Annotated in this window: 11 protein-coding genes; 4 read left to right on the top strand and 7 right to left on the bottom strand. The window is 72.1% G+C overall.

Translation table 11 applies throughout. From position 1 onward, the window contains the following. Nucleotides 1–127 precede the first annotated feature (127 nt). Together AS594_RS20605 and AS594_RS20600 are read left to right on the top strand one after the other, a co-directional pair. The gene (locus AS594_RS20605; protein ID WP_069935202.1) at nucleotides 128–2,695 is read left to right on the top strand and encodes a YfhO family protein; all 2,568 of its coding nucleotides are present in this window, start codon (nucleotides 128–130) and stop codon (nucleotides 2,693–2,695) included. 63 nt (nucleotides 2,696–2,758) lie between these two features. After that, the gene (locus AS594_RS20600; RefSeq protein WP_069928437.1) at nucleotides 2,759–3,670 is read left to right on the top strand and encodes a class I SAM-dependent methyltransferase; all 912 of its coding nucleotides are present in this window, start codon (nucleotides 2,759–2,761) and stop codon (nucleotides 3,668–3,670) included. A gap of 30 nt (nucleotides 3,671–3,700) precedes the next feature. Here the strand turns inward: AS594_RS20600 and AS594_RS20595 are convergent, their stop codons facing one another. The 3 genes from AS594_RS20595 to AS594_RS20585 form a co-directional block, all read right to left on the bottom strand. Beyond that, the gene (locus tag AS594_RS20595; protein ID WP_069935201.1) at nucleotides 3,701–5,233 is read right to left on the bottom strand and encodes a serine/threonine-protein kinase; all 1,533 of its coding nucleotides are present in this window, start codon (nucleotides 5,231–5,233) and stop codon (nucleotides 3,701–3,703) included. Beyond that, nucleotides 5,230–5,916: a hypothetical protein gene (locus tag AS594_RS20590; RefSeq protein ID WP_069935200.1), complete on the bottom strand. Its 687-nt coding sequence runs from the start codon at nucleotides 5,914–5,916 to the stop codon at nucleotides 5,230–5,232. The genes AS594_RS20595 and AS594_RS20590 overlap by 4 nt, the downstream gene beginning before the upstream one ends. Before the next feature lie 131 nt (nucleotides 5,917–6,047). After that, a complete protein-coding gene (locus AS594_RS20585) occupies nucleotides 6,048–8,144 on the bottom strand; it encodes an N-6 DNA methylase (protein WP_240509275.1) in 2,097 nt (698 codons plus the stop codon). A 199-nt stretch (nucleotides 8,145–8,343) separates the two neighbouring features. On the opposite strand from AS594_RS20585, the gene AS594_RS20580 reads away from it, so the two are divergent. Then, a complete protein-coding gene (locus AS594_RS20580) occupies nucleotides 8,344–9,183 on the top strand; it encodes a DUF4190 domain-containing protein (protein WP_069935199.1) in 840 nt (279 codons plus the stop codon). Nucleotides 9,184–9,286: 103 nt separating this feature from the next. Here the strand turns inward: AS594_RS20580 and AS594_RS20575 are convergent, their stop codons facing one another. Further along, nucleotides 9,287–10,054, bottom strand: a complete 768-nt coding sequence (locus tag AS594_RS20575) for an HNH endonuclease family protein (protein WP_069932387.1) — start codon at nucleotides 10,052–10,054, stop codon at nucleotides 9,287–9,289. Nucleotides 10,055–10,219: 165 nt separating this feature from the next. Here AS594_RS20575 and AS594_RS20570 point away from each other — a divergent pair, with 165 nt between their 5' ends. Next, nucleotides 10,220–11,524, top strand: coding sequence for an SGNH/GDSL hydrolase family protein (locus AS594_RS20570; protein WP_069935198.1), 1,305 nt, complete (start codon nucleotides 10,220–10,222; stop codon nucleotides 11,522–11,524). A gap of 44 nt (nucleotides 11,525–11,568) precedes the next feature. Here the strand turns inward: AS594_RS20570 and mfd are convergent, their stop codons facing one another. The 3 genes from mfd to AS594_RS20555 form a co-directional block, all read right to left on the bottom strand. Next, nucleotides 11,569–15,096 carry a transcription-repair coupling factor gene (mfd, locus tag AS594_RS20565; protein WP_069935197.1) on the bottom strand — a complete coding sequence of 1,176 codons (3,528 nt, stop codon included), beginning with the start codon at nucleotides 15,094–15,096 and terminating at the stop codon, nucleotides 11,569–11,571. Nucleotides 15,097–15,362: 266 nt separating this feature from the next. After that, on the bottom strand, nucleotides 15,363–17,948 hold the full coding sequence (locus AS594_RS20560; protein ID WP_069935196.1) for an ABC transporter permease: 2,586 nt from the start codon (nucleotides 17,946–17,948) through the stop codon (nucleotides 15,363–15,365). Beyond that, nucleotides 17,945–18,733, bottom strand: coding sequence for an ABC transporter ATP-binding protein (locus AS594_RS20555; RefSeq protein ID WP_069928430.1), 789 nt, complete (start codon nucleotides 18,731–18,733; stop codon nucleotides 17,945–17,947). Before AS594_RS20555 ends, AS594_RS20560 begins: the two co-directional genes overlap by 4 nt. Between the last annotated feature and the right edge of the window lie 415 nt (nucleotides 18,734–19,148).

Raw genomic sequence — 19,148 nt, 5'->3', positions numbered from 1 at the left:
ACGTGTCGGCAACCAGTGCGTGAACTCACCGCGCCCTGTGCGTTTTCGGGCTGTGGCGGTGTCATTGAGATCTCTTTTTCCGTCACATGCTGGCTTATTCGGTATCGGGCGCAGTAGAAGGATCACCATGTCGATTGCGGAAGCGGCCAGAGGCCGTGCGGCGGCGCTGTCCGCGCTGATCACGGTGGTCTCGGTGGGCGCCGGTGACGCGATCGCCCGTTCCTTTCCCTTCGGACCGCGCACGCGCGCCGTGAACGACCTCGGCAACCAGTTCGTGCCGTACCACGCCCGTCTGTGGGACCTGCTGCACGGGCGCGCGGACGGCGGGGTGCTGCTCAACTGGCAGTCCGGGTACGGCACGAGCTTCCTGCCCGACATCGGTACGTACGTCAGCAGCCCTTTCGCGCTGCTCGTCGGGCTCTTCCCGCGCGACGGGATCGACCTGGCCGTGTATGTGATCACCGTCCTGAAGATGGCCGCCGCGGCGGCCGCGATGACCGTGCTCCTGCTCGCTCTTGGACGCGGGGGCGGGAGTGCGAGCGGGCGCGGGGGCCCGTGGTGGGCCGCCGGGGTCCTGGGGGCGTCGTACGCGCTGTGCGGGTGGGCGGTCACCGAGGCCGTCTACAACCCGATGTGGATGGACGGCCTGATCGCGTTCCCGCTGCTGTGCCTGGTGGGCGAGTGGGCGCGTACGGGCCGCCACCGCGTCCTGGGCCCCGTGATCGTGGCGCTGGCGTGGGCGGCGAACTTCTACACGGCGTACATGGCGACCCTCGGGGCCGCGCTGGTCCTCCTGCTGCGGCTGCTGACCGACGACCGTTCCGTGCCGGTACGGGAGCGGCTGGGCGTGCTGCTGCGCGCGGCCGGCACCACGCTGCTCGGGATCGGACTGGCGGCGCCCCTGCTGGCCGTCGTCTTCCTCGGGTCGAAGCACGCGTACCCAGGCTGGACGCGGGAGTTCGCGCCGTCGGGATGGACCGACGTGTTCGCGCGGGCGCTCCCGGCGACGTACAGCTTCTTCACGCCCGCCGCTTTCCTCGGCACGGGCGGGCTCGTGCTCGCCGGCACCCTGCTGTTCAACCGGTCGGTGCCCGGGCGCGAGCGGCGGGCGTGGACGCTGCTCGTGGTCGCGGTGGCGGTGTCGATGCAGTGGGGGCCGACGCATCTGGTGTGGCACGTCTTCGCCACGCCGAACGGCAGCCCGTACCGGCAGACGTTCGTGCTGGCCGGGGTCCTTGTGGCAGCGGCCTGGGTGTCGCTCTCGTACGGCTGGCCGGGGCGGCGGGCGCTGCTCGGCGGGACGGGCGTGGTCGCGCTGCTGGCCGTGGGCGCGGCGACGAGCCCCCGGATCACGTCGTGGACGTATCCGCTCGTGGTGACGGGGGTGGCGGCGACCGTGGGGGCGGTGCTGCTGGCGGGGCGCGGCGGGGCCCGGTGGGGCCGGATGCCGGCCGTGGCCGCCGCCGTGCTCCTGGCCGGCGCGCAGGTCACGCAGGCCGCTCTCACCACCGCGTACGCCGACCGGCAGCGCCTCGCCCACCTCGACGACTACGCCCCGTGGGGCACCCGCCAGCAGACCCAGGCGGACGCGGTGGCCGAAGCCGACGGGTGGCCCGCCTACCGGACCGAGCCGGGCCGTGAACCGACCACCGCCAACGACCCGTTGACCGTGGGGGGTCAGGGTGCGGCGTACTACAGCAGCCACACCCCCGGCGTCCTCACCCGCACGCTCGCCGCTCTCGGCGCCGGCTGGACGTCCAACGGCCGCGCCGTCCAGAGCCTCGACAACCCCGTCACCGACGCCCTCTTCTCCGTAGGCGCCCGTGTCCACATGCCGCGCGACCCGCACCACGGCTGGTCACGGCCCGACGACCGCGAGGTGACGGTCACCCGCGCGGCGGTCCCGCGCCTGGTCACCGTGCGTCCGCCCGGCCCCGAGCCGCGCTTCGGGGCGTCCCCCTTCCGCAACCAGGAGAAGCTGCTGGGCGCCCGCGTCTACACCCTCCCGCGCACCACCCTGCGCGGCGCCACGCTGACCGCCACCTGCCCCGCCCTCGCCGAGGTCTTCCTCTGGGCCCCCGGCTTCTCCGGTACGGCGCGGCTCGGCGGTGCTCGCGGCGCCGGTGCCGGTACGGAGGCCGAGCTGCGCGGCAGCGTGCCCGCGCGGCGGGCCGCGATGCAGCCGCTCGGCGCCGTACCGCGCGACGGCCGCGTCGCCGTCGCGCTGAAGGGCACCGGCGCCGGCAGCCTGCCGCGCGAGAGCGTCGGCTGCCTGGACCGGGACCGGCTGGCCACCGCCGTGGACCGCCTCCGGTCGGGCGGCGCGACCTCGGTGCGGGTCACCGACAGCGGTGTCCGGGCGGCGCTGCCGCCCGGCGCCCGGGGAACGGCGGTGCTCGCCGTGCCGCGGATCGCCGGCTGGAGCTGCGGTACGGACGGCGCGAAGGCGCGGCCCGCCGGCTCCTACCTGGGGCTCGTCGCCGTACCCCTCGACGGCGGCGGCAACGGCGGCGGTTCGCGCGAGGTGACCTGCGCGTTCAGTCCTCCCGGGCTGAAGACCGGCGGGCTCGTCGGCGGGCTGTCGCTGCTCGTGCTCACCGCGCTGGGCGTCGTGCCCCGGGCCCTGGCACGGCGTCGCACGAGCCACACGAAGACTTCACCCGAGGACCACCGGCTCGTGGCCCGCACGGTGTGAGCCCGGGCGTACGGTCGGCGCCTGCCCCCCACCCACAGGACCGAGCCCAGAGGCGAATCCCCCATGCCATCTCTGCTGAGCAACCGGCTGACGAAGTGGGCCCTGCGCCCCGTCGCCGCGCTCGTCGACCAGCGCATCTCACGTCACACCGCGGGGCTCCGCCGTGAAGTCGCCGAACTGCGGCGCAAACAGCACGGCCTCGGCATGCTGCTCGACCGCACCGGTCGCGGCCAGCACCGCATGCCGACGCCCGAACAGATCGACACGCTCGTGCGCGAGGTCGCCGCCACCACGGACGCGGGCGAGCGCGCCCGCCGCAATGTGACCGTCGCCTACCGCAATGTGGTGGCCCTGGAGGCGCTGGGCGTCGGCCGGATGGCGGGCGGTACGTCCAACGTGTGCGGCAAGCTCGCCACGGTCCCGCTGCTCGCTCGGCCGCGGGGCGGGAACGGCGACGTACTCGAAGTGCTCGAAATCGGCACGCTGCACGGACTGTTCGCGGCCGCCCTGATGCGGATGCTGCACCGCACGGGCATCGAGGCGACGCTGACGATCGTCGACCCGCTCGCCGGCTCGCAGCTCCAGCCGGGCACCTCCGACTACGAGGAACCGACGGGGACACCAGTGCGTGAGGACGTCGTACGGGCCAACCTGGCGCTCGGCGGCGGCCGTCCCGGCACCGGCGCGCGGATCCGGAAGGGCTTCTCGGGGGACCCGGCGGTGCGGGCGGAGGTCTCCGACCGGAAGTACGGCGTGATCGTCGTCGACGGCGACCACTCCTTCGAGGGCGTACTCGCCGACCTGGAGTGGGCGGAGCTGATCGCCGCGCCGGACGCCGTCGTCGTTCTCGACGACTACGGCGACGCCCGCTGGCCCGGTGTCAAGGACGCGCTGGACAAGCACCTGGCGGGCGGCGACAGCCGGCTCACCCTGGTGGGCCGGGTCGCCACGTCCGCCTTCCTGCGGGCGGGCTGACCGGGAGCACGGGCCCGCGTCGCCGTCGGCTCAGGCGCTGCGCATCCGCTGGTGGCGGTCGAGGGCGCGGCGGACCTCGGACGGGAGCTGGTGGTACGGCCCGTACGCCAGCTCCGCGTCGTACAGCAGGCTCTGCAACTGCGCGTGCGCGGCGGCGTGGTCGCCCATCGCGAGGAGCAGGTTCGCCGTGCGGTGGCGGATGTCGAAGGCACGGGCGGTGGCCTCCGTCGGCGCGCCGCCGCTGCCGTACTGGTTCTCGTAGTACGGAAGAAGGCTCCGGTACTCGGCGAGCGCCGCGGCCGGTTCGCCGAGCTGTTCGAGGCACTGCGCAGCGTCGTAGCGGAACTGGAGCGCCTGCAAATCGGCCAGGCCCGCCTCGGCGGCCCGGTCGTCGGCGAGGCGGCGCAGCTCGGGCAGGGCGCGGCGGTACTGGCCGTCGTCCAGCAGTGTCGCGGCGTACTGCTTGCGCAGGATGCGGACCACCGGGGAGCGCTCGCCGTGCTGGGCGGCGGCGGCCGGGAGGATGCCGCCGAGGATGTCGACGGCCTGGGTGATGCGCCCCTCGCCGAGGAGCTGCTTGACCTCGTCGACGGCGCTCGCGACGTCCGGCTGCGCCTGCACGGGGGTGGGCTGGGCGACGGGCGGCGCGGTGGCGCGGTCGGGCCAGGGGGCGTGCGGGCGCAGGAAGGGGCGGGTGGGGTCGAGCGGCCCCGACGGTACGCCGCCGTGCGCCGGCAGCAGCGGGACGAGCGCCTCGTAGACCTCCTGGGCGGAGGAGGGGCGGTGCTGCGGGTCCTTGGCGAGCAGCCGCAGGACGAGGGCTTCGAGCGGCTCGGGGACGTCCTGGCGGAGCTGGCGCACGGGCAGTGGCGGCTCGTACAGGTGGCGGTGGAGGACCCCCAGGACGGTCGATCCGGCGAAGGGGACGTTGCCGCTGAGCAGTTCGTGGAGCAGGACACCGAGTGCGTAGAGGTCGGTGTACGGGCCGACCGCGCCGCCCATCGCCTGCTCGGGGGCCATGTACGCGGGGCTGCCGATGGGCGAGCCGGTGTGGGTGAGGCGGGTGGTGTCGGTGTCGAGGACGGACGCGACGCCGAGGTCCAGGACGGTGACGGTGCCCTCGGGCTTGACCATGACGTTGCGCGGTTTGAGGTCGCGGTGGACGATCGGCACGGCGTGCACGGCGGACAGCACGGCGCACAGCTGCGCGGCGACCGAAACGGCCCAGGGCCACGGGTACGGGTCGTGCTCGGCCAGGTGGTCCGCGAGGTCGGCGCCCTTGACGTACTGCATGACCAGGTAGAGGTCGTCGTTGTCGCTGCCCGCGTCGTGGACGGTGACGAGCCCCGGGTGGTCGACCTGGGCGGTGACGCGGCACTCGCGCACGAAGCGGCGGCGCATCTCCTCGGCGGCGGTGGCGGCGGCCATCCGGTCGGGGCGCAGCAGCTTCACCGCGACGCGGCGGTCGAGGCGCTGGTCGTACGCGGTCCAGACCTGGCCCATGCCGCCCTGGCCGACGACGGTGGACAGCTCGTACCGCCCGGCGATGATCCGTCCGTTCACCGGTCCTGGTCACCCCGCTGGTCCTTGCGCAGGAGGTCGCTGAGCTCGTCGAGCTCGGCGCGGACCTGGTCCACCCGGCGGGGCTGCGGCTGGGGGTGCTGGGGCTGGTCGTGCGGCTCGTGGTGGTAGTGCGGGTGCGGCTGCTGGGCGGGCGGCTGCTGCTGGGGCTGTTGCGACAGCGGGTTCGGGGCCGGGTTGACCACGGGGGTGCTCGCGTACGGGTTCGGGTAGCCGTACTGCGGCGGGGCGGCCTGCTGGGGAGCGGCCTGCTGCCCGTACGGGGTCTGCTGGGCCTGCTGGGCGTACGGCCCGTAGGGGGCGCGCGGGCCGGTCACGGCGGGCGGGCCGCCGATGTCCCGCAGCCGTGCGTAGTGGCGGATGTCGAAGACCAGGAAGTACCCGGCGCTCACGGCGCCGAGGAGCAGGACGAACGACAGGGCCATGTCGGTCCGCGCATCGCCTTCGGGCAGCGACCCGACGACGGCGAAGGCCGCGATCGCCGCCGGGATGCTCCCCCACGCGGCCACCCAGTCGAACCACCGCCCGCGCACGATCGCGATGCGCAGCAGCGGGATGCAGGACAGCATGCCGCAGCTGAAAACGGCACAGATGGGGAACAGCACACGCATGGTGATGACGACGCCGTCAGTGCGGACTGGCGGCGTGGTGCCGGAGCCGTGCATGGCTGCTCCTGAAGACCTGGTGAGACGTACTGGGGACACTCGGTGCGGTTGAGCGCTTTGAGCGTATACACCGACACCGACAACAGCCCACGGGTTGTACGGATCCGATGTGGCGCGGCTCACGCCCCGTCTCACTCGGGGCGTACGGTCCCGTCCGTCAGACCGTCGTACAGCCCTTGCACGAGCTGTTCGCCGAGGCGTGCCGCCTGGCGCAGCGCGTCCTCGAACTCGGCCAGTGCGCGGAAGCGTTCGCCGTACTTCCGCTGGTCGGAGAGCGGCAGCCGGGGCAGTTGGAGGCGGCGCACGTCGAGCCGGGTCGAGGTGGAGGCGTAGCTGCTGGCCTGGCGGTTGTTCGCGGTGCCGCGCAGGAATCCGGCGAGGAACCAGGCGTCGAGGGCCGCCGGATCCGGGCGCAGGAGCTGAAGGCTGCGGCCGAGGGCGGCGCCGGCGGTGGCCTCGTCGACGACCCGGGCGACCGAGCCGCCGCCGAGCACGGGCACGACGACGTCGCCCGCCTCGACGAGGACGGGGTCCTCCGCCGGGCCTTCGGGGAGAGATCCGGAGGGTGCCGTTCCGGCGAGTACGTCCTGTTCGGTGAGGACCGGCTTCCCGGAACCCGCTCCCGCGCCGCCCGCGCGCAGCACGAGGGCGCCAACCCTGGCGAGTTCGCCGACGGTGGTGGTGGGCCAGCGGGACGGCTGCGCGGACTCGCCGGTGGTGGGCGTGAGTTCGGTGGTCTGCCGCAGTGTCTCGGCCAGCCGCTCCCGTACGCGCGCGAGTGCGGCGGCGTCGCCGCCCGCGGCCGGGGGCGGCAGATGCCGGGCGGGGGCGAGGTCCACGTCGTCGCCGAGCAGCTCGATGACGGACACCGAACGGCTGACACCGGGTCGTTCCTCGACGGTGCCGTCGCGGTCGAACGCCTGCCAGGTGTCGAGAACGGTGCTGTGCAGGGACTGCCAGTCGAGCTTGTCGCGGCCCGCGGCGGAGAGGTCACCGGTGTCGACGAGCAGCACTTCGGGGGAGGGGCGGCCGGCGGGCGCGGGCTTGCGCAGCACCCACAGGTGGAGCGGGATGCCGTACGGGGGCGCGGCGCCCGCGGGCAGTGAGACAACGGCGCGCAGGGCTCCCCGGCGCAGGAGGTCGGCGCGGATGCGCCGGCCGGAGCGGCGGGAGGCGGCGGCGGGGGGCATGAGCAGGACGGCGGTGCCGCCCTCGCGCAGCCGGGCTAGGGCGTGCTGGACCCAGGCGAGTTCGGACTCCGTACGGGCCGGGAAGCCGTACTCCCAGCGAGCGTCGTACGCCAGCTCGTCGTGGCCCCAGTTGCGTTCGTTGAACGGCGGGTGGCACAGCACGGCGTCGGCGGCGAGGCGCGGGAACGCGTCGGCGCGCAGTGAGTCGGCGGCGGCCACCCGCACTTCGGTGCCGCCGCACTCGGTCTGGAGGGCGAGGCGCAGAGCGGCGAGGGCGGCCAGGTCCGGGTCGGCCTCCTGGCCGTGGACGGCCCGGCCTTCCGGGGCGCCCGCGGCCCGGGTGTCCGCGGCCCGGTCGCCGGTGGACCTGGTCCCGGGGCTCCGCACGGCGGCGCGCAGCAGAGTGCCGGTGCCGCAGGCGGGGTCGAGGACGGTGCGGGGGTCGCCGGCGAGGGCGGCCATCAGAGCGGCCGGGCCCGGCGGCGTGAGTGTGTACTGGCGCGGGTTGGCGTCGAGGTGGCGTCCGAGCAGGAACTCGTACGTCTGACGCGTTCCGCACTCGGCGGCCAGCTCGGCGGTCGCGCGCAGCAGGGGCACGGAGGCGGCCAGTTCGGCCGAGCCCGGGGTGTGAACGGCCCGGTCGGGGCCGAAACGGGGGGTGAGGATCTCCTCCAGGGCGGGCGGCAGGAGGAGGGCGAGCTTCTCGTCGGAGACGGCGGAGAGCTGGAGCCACGCGGTCGGCCTGTCGCGTACGAGCAGGAGTGCGCACCCGGCGTGGATCAGGGCCTGGACGGCGCCCGCGGGGTGGCCGGCGAGCTGCTGCCAGACACGCTCCCGCAGGGGTACTTCGGCGATTTTCCCCTGGTCACGCAGCCACTGCTCGACTTCGGCGAGGGCGAACGAGGGGCTCGTCTCGGTGCCGCCCACGGGCCTGGGGAAGTCGGGGTGCCGGCGGCGCCAGTTGCTCACCGCGGCGCGGCCGACTCCGGCGAGCCGCGCGATTCCGGCGGCGGTCACCTCTGCTGCGTTGTCCGACACCGGCCGGCTCCCCTCGTACACCTGCGCCTGCTTGTGGCACGAGCATACCGGTGCACTCAAGAGAGACCCCTTCACGTCGTGAATCTCAATCCATGCGTGAATCGTGTTGACTCGGTTCACAAGCTCTGCTGTGATTAACCCATCGCAGCAGGACGGGGCGGCAAGGCAGTCCCGAACACACCTTGTCCGGAGGACAACCATGTCTCAGTACACGCAGCAGCCGCAGTTCCCGCAGGCTCCGACGCCGGCCGCTCAGGCCCGCAACGGCCTGGGCACCGCCGCCCTGATCCTCGGCATCATCGGCGCGCTGTCCGGTCTGGTCCCGTTCCTGTTCTGGCTCGCCGGAATCCTCGGCGTCATCGCCCTGGTCATGGGCCTGGCCGGCCGGGGCCGCGCCAAGCGCGGCGGCGCCACCAACAAGGGCGTCGCCCTGACCGGCGCCATCCTGGGCCTGGTCTCCCTGATCCTGTCGGTGGTCGGCGCGGTGATCCTCTTCAAGGCCGTGGACGACGCGGTGAAGGACCTCGACAAGGCGACCAGCAGCTCCTCGGCGGGCACGGAGTCGTCCGACGGCTCGGCCAAGGGCAAGAACAAGGGCAAGAACAGCGGCAAGGGCGCCGGGACGAGCGGCGACAGCGGTGCGGACTCCCAGACGCTGGAGGCCGGCGACTCGGCCGTCTACGACGACAAGCTGACCCTCACCATGTCCGCCCCCGCGGCGTACACCCCGGGCGAGTACTCGATCGGCCACACCAAGGGCAACAAGGCGTACAAGGTCACCCTCGTCATCGACAACGCCGGCAAGGAGAAGTTCGACGCCGCCCTCGTCACGACCGAGGCCCGCGCCGGCGAGGAGGGCGTGAAGGCCGAGCAGATCTTCGACGACAAGGTCGGCGAGGTCTTCACGGGCACGGTCATGCCGGGCAAGAAGGCCACCGTGGTGTACGCCTTCGACACCCCGGCCGACGCGAAGAACCTGGTCGTCGAGGTCTCCCCCGACTTCTCCCACGACGCGTCGCAGTGGGAGCTGAAGCTCTGACCACCGGCACCACCTGTATCACCAGGACCGTCCGGCCCACTCGCGCACCCCCTGCGAGCGGGCCGGACACTGTCGTGCGCCCCTCATGCGCCCGTCATGCGCTTCAGCGTCCGAAGCGGGCCGGGGCCTCGGTGGGACCGCCGCCCTTCGGCAGCCGCTCGTCCGGGCACCGCGACAGCACCCGCTTCATGGCGTCCCGCTCGGCGCCCGTCACCCACAGCTCGTACTTCTTCTTCACCGCCACCTGCCGCGCCACGTACACACAGCGGTACGCCTTGTTCCCGGGCAGCCAGGTCGCCGTATCCCCGTCGCTCTTGCGGCGGTTGGCGGAGGAGTCGACGGCGAGCAGGTTCAGCGGGTCGTTGGCGAAGGCCACGCGCTTGCGGACTCGCCACTTCTGTGCGCCCTTCTGCCAGGCGTCGGACAGCGCCACCACATGGTCGATGTCCACCTTGCTGCGCCCGCGCACGAACTCCACGCGCCGGCCGGTGTACGGGTCCTCGGTCAGCGTCCCGGCGGTGACCCGGCAGCCCGTGCCGCTCCCGCCGCTCCTGAGCCGCACGTCGGCCAGGTCCCGCTTCAGTATGTCGTCGCGCGTGCCGCACCCGTTCTCGTCGGTGTCGGCCCAGGCGCTGCCGAACGCCTCCCGCTCGTAACCGGTTCTGGGGGCGCGCCCCTTGACCGTGAGCCCCTCGGTGGCCGCGAGAGCCGATCCGGCGGGGCCCGACGCCTGTCCTCCCCCGCTCCCACCCGTCTCCTCCGGGGTGCAGCCGGTGACGGCGAGGGCGGCGGACAGGGCGGCGGCGGGGAGGGCTGTCCTGAGCGTACGTATCCGTATCAAGGCGGTCCGTCCTGGCAGGTGGGTCTGCATGCCCCCAGAGTCCCACGGCGCCCACCGGATCTTGCCCGCGCCCGGCGCGCTATCCCCAACTGCGGCCCGCCGCAGGGGAATAGCCCGCGTCGCTCAGCGCTTGACCCTGTCGCGTGCACGTGATCAACGACAGAGACACGGGAACTATCGACAGGGGCGGGACACATGAATTCCAGGAGTTCCGGCATTTCCATTCGCCGTACGGGTGTCGCGCTGCTCTCGGCAGCCGCGCTGGCGGCTCTGCCGGTCGTCGGATCACAGGCTCCGACCGGATCCGCCGCCGCCGCCGCGGCCGAGCGACACGGCCGTACGGCCTGGCAGGGCGGCTGGGCGACATCCCCGCAGCCACCCACCGCGCCCTTCGGCCCCAACTGGTCCGAGCAGGGCTTCTCCAACCACACCCTCCGCCAAGTGGTCCGGGTCAGCAAGGGTGGCACCAAGGCCCGCATCGAGCTGTCCAACCGCTACGGCAGGACACCACTGCGCATCACCGGGGCCACCGTGGCCCGCACCGGCAAGGGTGCCTCGGTAAAGGCCGGTTCGGTGCGCCCGCTGTCGTTCGGCAAGGCGCGGTCGCTGACGATCCCGGCCGGCGCCACGGCGTACAGCGACGGAGTGCCGTTCAGAACCGAGGCGCTGGAGTCGGTGACCGTCACCCTGTATCTGGCCGCGCCGACCGGCCCCGCCACCTTCCACACGGCCTCCTCCGCCACCAGCTACCGGGCCGACGGCGACCACCGCTCGGACCGCGACGGTTCGGCGTTCAAGGAGACCAGCAACTCCTGGTACTACCTGACCGGCGTCGAGGTCAGCGGCGGGGACCGGGCGGCACGCCGGGACGGTGTGGTGGCGTTCGGCGACTCCATCACCGACGGCGTCGGCTCCGGCCTGAACACGGACAACCGCTACCCCGACGAGCTGGCGGAACGTTTCGCCGCCGCCGGGAAGCCGCGCAGCGTCCTCAACCACGGCATCGGCGGCAACCAGGTCACCAACGACACCTTCTGGGCCGGGGAGAAGGGCATCGCCCGCTTCAAGAAGGACGTACTCAGCGAGCCGAACGTCGGCACGGTCATCGTGCTGGAAGGCATCAACGACATCGGCGGGAGCGGCTGGCAGGGCTTCCCCGGCGGCCCCACGCCCGAGGTGTCGGCCGAGCGGCTGATCGAAGGTCACCGTTCGCTGATCCGCCAGGCCCACGCCAAGAACATCAAGGTGGTGGGCGCGACCCTGACGCCCATCAAGGGCTCGCTCTACGACGACAAGGACGGCGTCAACGAGGCCAAGCGCAACGCGGTCAACCACTGGATCCGTACGTCGGGTGAGTACGACTCGGTGGTCGACCTGGACCGGGCCCTGGCCGACCCCAAGGGAGGTATGCGCGTCGCCTACGACTCCGGCGACGCCCTGCACCCGAACGACGCCGGGTACCGCGTGATGGCCGAGGCGCTGGACCTCGACACGCTCTGACGGACCCGTCGGCCGTGCCCGCGACGCGGGCACGGCCGGCATCACTACCCCAGGATCGTCGTGAGGAACTCGCCCGTCCAGGACAGCAGTTCGCGGCCCACGACCGGCTTCCCGCCGATCTGGCCGGTGGTCGGGCGCGGCACCAGGATCTGGTGCGTGGCCGGCTTCATGACCGTGCGCGGGTAGAGGCGCTTGAGGCGCAGCTCCTGGGACTCGCGCAGTTCCACCGGGCCGAAGCGGACGTTGGGCCCGGCCAGGGTGATGTCCGCGACGCCGCAGGCCCGCGCCAGCATCCGCAGCCCGGCGACCAGCAGCAGGTTCTCCACCGGCTCGGGGAGCTTGCCGTAGCGGTCGGTGAGTTCTTCCCGTACGGCCCTGATGTCGTCCTCGGAGTTCGCCGAGGCGATCGCCCGGTACGCCTGGAGACGCAGCCGCTCGCCCGGCGCGTAGTCGTGCGGCACGTGCGCGTCCACCGGCAGCTCGATCTTCACCTCCAGCGGCGGCTCCTCCTCGGCCTGGCCGTCCACCGCCGCCCGGTAGTCCGCGACGGCCTCACCGACCATGCGGATGTAGAGGTCGAAGCCGACGCCCGCGATGTGCCCGGACTGCTCGCCGCCCAGCAGGTTGCCCGCCCCGCGGATCTCCAGGTCCTTCATGGCGACGTACATGCCCGCGCCCATCTCGGTGTGCTGCGCGATCGTCGCCAGCCGCTCGTGCGCGGTCTCGGTCAGCGGCTTCTCCGGCGGGTAGAGGAAGTACGCGTAACCACGGTCGCGGCCACGGCCCACCCGGCCGCGCAGCTGGTGGAGCTGGGAGAGACCGAAGTTGTCACCGCGCTCGACGATCAGGGTGTTGGCGTTGGAGATGTCGATGCCGGACTCGACGATCGTCGTCGAGACCAGTACGTCGAACTTCTTCTCCCAGAAGTCGACGACGACCTGCTCCAGCTGACTCTCGCCCATCTGGCCGTGCGCCGTCGCGATCCGCGCCTCGGGCACGATCTCGCGGAGCTTCGCCGCCGCCCGGTCGATCGACTCGACCCGGTTGTGGATGTAGAAGACCTGGCCCTCGCGCAGCAGTTCGCGGCGGATCGCGGCGCCGATCTGCTTCTGCTCGTACGGACCGACGAAGGTCAGCACCGGGTGGCGCTCCTCCGGCGGCGTCGTGATCGTCGACATCTCGCGGATGCCGGTGACGGCCATTTCGAGCGTACGGGGGATGGGGGTCGCGGACATCGTCAGGACGTCGACGTTGGCGCGCAGCTTCTTCAGCTGCTCCTTGTGCTCGACGCCGAAGCGCTGCTCCTCGTCGACGATGACCAGGCCCAGGTCCTTGAACTTCGTCTCGGACGAGAACAGCCGGTGGGTGCCGATGACGATGTCGACCGAGCCCTCCCTGAGGCCCTCCAGGGTCGCCTTCGCCTCGGTGTCGGACTGGAAGCGGCTGAGCGCCTTCACGACGACCGGGAACTGGGCGTACCGCTCGGAGAACGTCCCGAAGTGCTGCTGCACCAGCAGGGTGGTGGGGACGAGGACGGCGACCTGCTTGCCGTCCTGGACCGCCTTGAAGGCGGCGCGGACCGCGATCTCCGTCTTGCCGTAACCGACGTCGCCGCAGACCAGGCGGTCCATGGGGACGGACTTCTCCATGTCCTCCTTCACCTCGGCGATGGTGGACAGCTGGTCGGGCGTCTCGACGTACGGGAAGGCGTCCTCCAGCTCGCGCTGCCACGGGGTGTCCGGGCCGAAGGTGTGGCCGGGAGCCGCCATGCGCGCCGAGTACAGCTTGATCAGGTCGGCGGCGATCTCCTTGACCGCCTTCTTCGCGCGCGCCTTCGTCTTGGTCCAGTCGGCGCCGCCGAGCCGGTGCAGCGTCGGGGCCTCGCCGCCGACGTACTTGGTGACCTGCTCCAGCTGGTCGGTGGGGATGTAGAGGCGGTCGCCGGGCTGGCCGCGCTTGGCGGGGGCGTACTCGACGAGCAGGTACTCGCGTGTCGCGCCCTGGACCGTGCGCTGGACCATCTCGATGTAGCGGCCGACGCCGTGCTGCTCGTGGACGATGAAGTCGCCTGCCTGGAGCGTCAGCGGGTCGATGGTCTTGCGGCGGCGGGCCGGCATCCGGCCCAGTTCCTTGCTGGCGGTCCGCTGGCCGGTCAGGTCCGTCTCGGTCAGTACGGCCAGCCGCAGGCCGGAGTCGACGAAACCGTTGTCGATCGAGCCGCAGGCCACGTGGACGACCGACGGGGTGATCTCGGCGAGCTCCGCCTCCAGGCGGGCCGGGATGCCCTCGCCGCCGAGGACCTCCGCCGTGCGGGCCGCCGGGCCGTGGCCCTCCGTGATGTAGACGGTGCGCCAGCCGTCGGCCAGCCAGCCCTTGGTGTCGGCGAGCGCTCTCGCCGTGTCGCCCCGGTACGCCTCGGGGGCGTGCATGCCCAGCTTGAGCGTGTCGTCCGACAGCTCCTCGTCGGCCGCGAACGGGGCCACCGACCACCACAGCATGTCCAGCTCACGGGCCCGTTCCCGGACGTCCGCGATCCCGCGCAGCGAGGCCGCGCCCACGTCGATCGGGGCGTCGCCGCCGCCCGCCGTGGCCGCCCAGGACGCCTGGAGGAACTCCTGCGAGGTAGCCACCAGGTCCGCCGCCCTGGTCCGCACCCGCTCCGGGTCGCAGACCAGCGCCATGGAGCCCTTCGGCAGTACGTCGAGCAGCAGCTCCATGTCGTCCACGAGCACCGGGGCCAGCGACTCCATGCCCTCCACGGCGATGCCCTCGGCGAGCTTGCCGAGGAGTTCCCCCAGCTCGGGGTGGGCCTCGGCGAGGGCGGCGGCCCGCTCCCGCACGCTGTCGGTCAGCAGCAGCTCGCGGCAGGGCGGCGCCCACAGGCCGTGCTCGGCGACTTCGAGGGACCGCTGGTCGGCGACCTTGAAGTACCGGATCTCCTCGACGTCGTCGCCCCAGAACTCCACGCGCAGCGGGTGCTCCTCGGTCGGCGGGAAGACGTCGAGGATGCCGCCGCGCACGGCGAACTCGCCGCGCTTCTCGACCAGCTCCACGCGGGAGTACGCCGCTGCCGCCAGCGCCGCCGTGACCTCCCCCAGGTCCGCGCTCTGCCCGGTCCGCAGCGCCACCGGCTCCAGATCACCCAGACCCTTGACCTGCGGCTGGAGCACCGAACGCACGGGGGCCACGATCACGCTCACCGGGCCGGCGGACGGGTCGTCGGCGTGCGGGTGCGCCAGGCGGCGCAGGACGGCGAGGCGGCGGCCCATGGTGTCGCTGCGCGGCGAAAGGCGCTCGTGCGGCAGGGTCTCCCACGACGGGTAGTCGACGATCCCCTCCTCCGGCAGCAGCGTGCGCAGCGCGGCGGCCAGGTCCTCGGCCTCGCGGCCGGTCGCGGTGACGGCGAGCACGGTGCGCCCGGTCTCGCGGGCCAGCGCGGCCACCGCGAAGGGGCGTGCGGCGGGCGGGCCGACCAGGTCGATGTGCATGCGGTTGCCGTCGGTGGCGGCCTTCACCGCTTCGGCGAGCGCCGGGTCTCGTACTACGGCATCCAGCAGACCGTGCAGGCTCATGAAGGGTTTCCGTCCGGGTAACGAGGTGACGAGGTGGACAACGCGAAGGGCCCGACACGTCTCACGGGCCGGGGGCTCCAGCCTACGACGCGGGTGCGTCACCCGCGCGAGGGAAGGCTGTGACTCGGACGGCCGCACGCGCGCCGATGTGCCTCTTGCTCCAGGTCATGGCGGCCCGGCCAAGACAGCGGCCCGGCCCCGGAGTGTCCGAAAGGAACACTCCGGGGCCGGGCCCGTCACCGCACCACGTGCACCACCGCCGCGGGCTACTCCGTGGCGATCGCGTTCAGTACGTTCATCCGGCCCGCCCGGAACGCCGGGATCAGGGCCGCGAACAGTCCGACGAAGGCCGAGCCGACGAAGACCGTGATGATCGTGGGCCACGGGATCTCCAGGACCCCGAGCCCCTCCAGTGCCAGCAGCTTCTGGGCCGCCGTGCCCCAGCCCATGCCCAGGCCGAGGCCCAGCAGGGCGCCGAAGAGGGCGATGACGACCGACTCCAGCCGGATCATGCGGCGCAGCTGGCGGCGCGAGAGGCCGATGGCCCGCATGAGGCCGATCTCCCTGGTCCGCTCGACGACCGACAGGGCGAGGGTGTTGACCACACCGAGCACCGCGACGACGATCGCGAGGGCCAGCAGGCCGTAGACGATGTTGAGCAGCTGGCCGATCTCGTCCTTGAGGCCCTGCTTGAAGTCGGTCTGGTCCTGCACCGTGAACTGCGGGTACTTGGCCAGCGCCTTCTTGAGCCCGGCGTACGCGGCCTTCTCCTTGCCCTCCTCCGCCTTCGCGAACATGATCATGTTCGGCGGCACCCGGTCGGCCGGCAGGTACTGCCGGGCGGTCGTGATGTTGGTGTACATCGCGCCCTTGTCGACGTTCGACTCGTCCGAGGTGATCGCCGCGACCTTCAGCTTCGCGGTCTCGCCGCCCGTGAACGCGACGGTCATCGTGTCGCCGGCCTTGATGCCGTGCCGCTCGGCGTAGTCGCTGCCCACCGACATGGCGTTCTTGCCGTACGCCGCCGCCAGCTCACCGGCGACGGTCTCGCGCCGCAGGTCCTGTGCGTACGTCGGATCGGCGGCGGCCAGTTCCTCGGTCTCCTTCTTCCCGTCGGGAGAGGTCAGCTCCGCCTTGATCATCTTGTAGCCGGTGACGTGCTCGATGTGGGGCGCCGCACGCAGCGCCTTCTCGGCCGCCGGCACGATCGGGCCACTGGGACCGCTCTCGATGATGAAGTCCGCGCCGACCGACTTGTCGAGCTCCTGCGTGGCCGAGGCGACCATCGAGGACCCGACGACGGAGAGGCAGGCCACCAGCGCGAGGCCGATCATCAGTGCCGCGCCCGTCGCTCCGGTGCGCCGGGGGTTGCGCAGCGCGTTGCGCTCGGCCATCCGGCCGACGGGACCGAACATCCGCAGCAGCACGGCGCCGAGCACCCGGACCACGCCGCCCGCGAGGAGCGGACCGATGACGATGAAGCCGAGGAGGGTGAGGAGGACTCCGCCCGCGAGGAACAGCGAGCCCCCGCTCGCCTCGTCCGCCTGGGTCGTCAGGTAGAGCAGCGCCCCGCCCGCAGCGGTCAGGACCAGGCCGATTCCGGCCCGGATCCAGCCGGCCCGGCCGTCCGCCGGGGTCCCGGCGTCGCGCAGGGCGGCCATCGGGGAGACCTTGCCGGCCCGCCGGGCGGGAACGTAGGCGGCGACGACCGTGACGACGATGCCCAGGGCGAGCCCGATGACCGGCGTGGTCCAGGCCACGGTCAGGTCCTCGGTCGAAAGCTCCATGTCCATGGTGCCCATGAGCTGCATCAGGCCGACGGCGAGGCCGACGCCCGCACCCACACCGAGAATCGAACCGACGACACCCAGCAGCAACGCCTCGACCAGTACACCCCTGTTGACCTGGGCGCGGCTGGAGCCGATGGCCCGCATCAGGCCGATCTCACGGGTGCGCTGGGTGACCAGCATCGAGAAGGTGTTGACGATGAGGAAGATACCGACGAGGAAGGCGATTCCGGCGAAACCGAGCATCGCGTACTTCATCACGGCGAGGAACGAGGCGACGTCCTCACGGCCCGAGTCCGCCGCCTCCTTCGCGGTCTGGAGCTTGTACGGGCCGCCGGCCGCCCCGTCGAGCGTGCCCGCGAGCCGCTGCTTCAACGCGGTGTCGCTCACGCCCTCTTCGGCGGTCACGGAGACGTGGGTGAAGGCGTCCGACCGGCCCAGCAGCTTGCTCTGCGCGGTCGCGGTGTCGAAGTAGACGACGGTCGCGCCCGGGTTGGTCATCTTGAAGGACGCGATGCCGGAGATCCGGGCGGTGATGTCACCCGTGACCGCGATGGTGCGCAGCTCGTCACCGAGCTTCAGGCCGTTCTTCTCGACGGTGTCGGCGTCGACCATCACCTCGGTGGGTCCGCGCGGGGCGTGCCCGGAGGTGATGTCCATCGACTTGAGGTCGTTGCGCGTCCAGTTGCCGGCGATCGTCGGCGCGCCGCTCTCGGAGCCCATCCTCTTGTTGTCAGCGTTGACCACGGTCACCGACATGCTGACGACGGCGCCTTCGGCGGACTTCACGCCGTCCGCCTTCGTCACCTGCTGGACGAGCGAGGCGGGCAGCGCCTCGGGCCTGCCGGTGCGCGGACCCTGGTCGTCGTCCTCGGCGGCCTTGGGGCTGACGGTGACATCGGCCGAGGTGGCGGCGAAGAGCTTGTCGAACGTGGTGTTCATGGTGTCGGTGAAGACGAGCGTGCCGCACACGAACGCCACCGAGAGCAGGACCGCGACGGCGGACAGCGCCATGCGTCCCTTGTGCGCGAGGAAGTTGCGCATGGAGGTCTTGACGACGGTCATGACGTCCGCCCGCGCGCGTCGAAGTCCTTCATGCGGTCGAGGACCTGGTCGGCGGTGGGCGAGAACATCTCGTCGACGATCCGGCCGTCCGCGAGGTACAGCACCCGGTCCGCGTACGAGGCGGCCACCGGGTCGTGCGTGACCATCACGATGGTCTGGCCCAGCTCGTCCACGGACTTGCGGAGGAAGGCCAACACCTCGGCTCCCGCACGGGAGTCCAGGTTTCCGGTCGGCTCGTCACCGAAGATGATCTCGGGGCGGGCGGCGAGCGCCCGCGCCACCGCGACGCGCTGCTGCTGCCCGCCGGAGAGCTGGGTGGGCCGGTGCTTGAGACGGTCCGCGAGGCCGACGGTCTCCACCACCCGGTTCAGCCACGCCGCGTCGGGCTTGCGGCCCGCGATGTCCATCGGCAGCGTGATGTTCTCCAGGGCGTTCAGCGTCGGCAGCAGGTTGAACGCCTGGAATATGAAGCCGATCCGGTCCCGGCGCAGCTGCGTGAGCTTCTTGTCTTTGAGCTTGGTGATCTCGGTCTCGTCGAGGTGGATCTCGCCCGAGGTCACGGTGTCCAGGCCGGCGAGGCAGTGCATCAAAGTGGACTTGCCGGAGCCCGACGGGCCCATGATGGCGGTGAACTGCCCCCGGTTGATGTCCACATCGACGTGGTCGAGCGCGACGACCCGGGTCTCCCCCGACCCGTACGCCTTGACGAGCTGCCGCGCCCTCGCGGCAACGGCCGTACGCCCTCCAGTGCCCCCGTGCCTGGGAATGGTCATAGCCGTTGTCACGGTGCGTCTCCTCAGTGTGTGATCAGGTACTTCGAGTCTGGCGGCCGGAAACCCCCCGCACACTGGTGCGCATCTCCGTATTCGCCCTGGGGCTACCCCCACCCGCCGAGGTGCGGCGGCCCGTAAGAACAAGCTAAGGAACGGGCGCGTTCTCCTCGTCCTCCACCGGGACGAACGGCCCCTGGCCAGAAATGAGGAGAAGCCCCTAGGGGCTCTCCACCCGCAGGTGGACCCCGACTCGGGGCAGCCTGCACCCTCCCCCTGCGTGACCTGCAAGTGAGAAGGTGTCGGGGTCCAGATACGTGCACGGTGAAGGGATCCTGGTGAGCGGCGCCGGAAGCAGTTCGGGTGGTACCGGACCCGCCGGAAGCACGGGCAGCACAGACAACCCGGACAGCACGAACGGCACGGACAG

The organism is Streptomyces agglomeratus, from assembly GCF_001746415.1.
In the GTDB taxonomy this organism is placed as follows: Bacteria; Actinomycetota; Actinomycetes; order Streptomycetales; family Streptomycetaceae; genus Streptomyces; species Streptomyces agglomeratus.
Note: the sequence above shows the minus strand (reverse complement) of the source record. Positions and strands in the feature narration are given on the sequence as shown.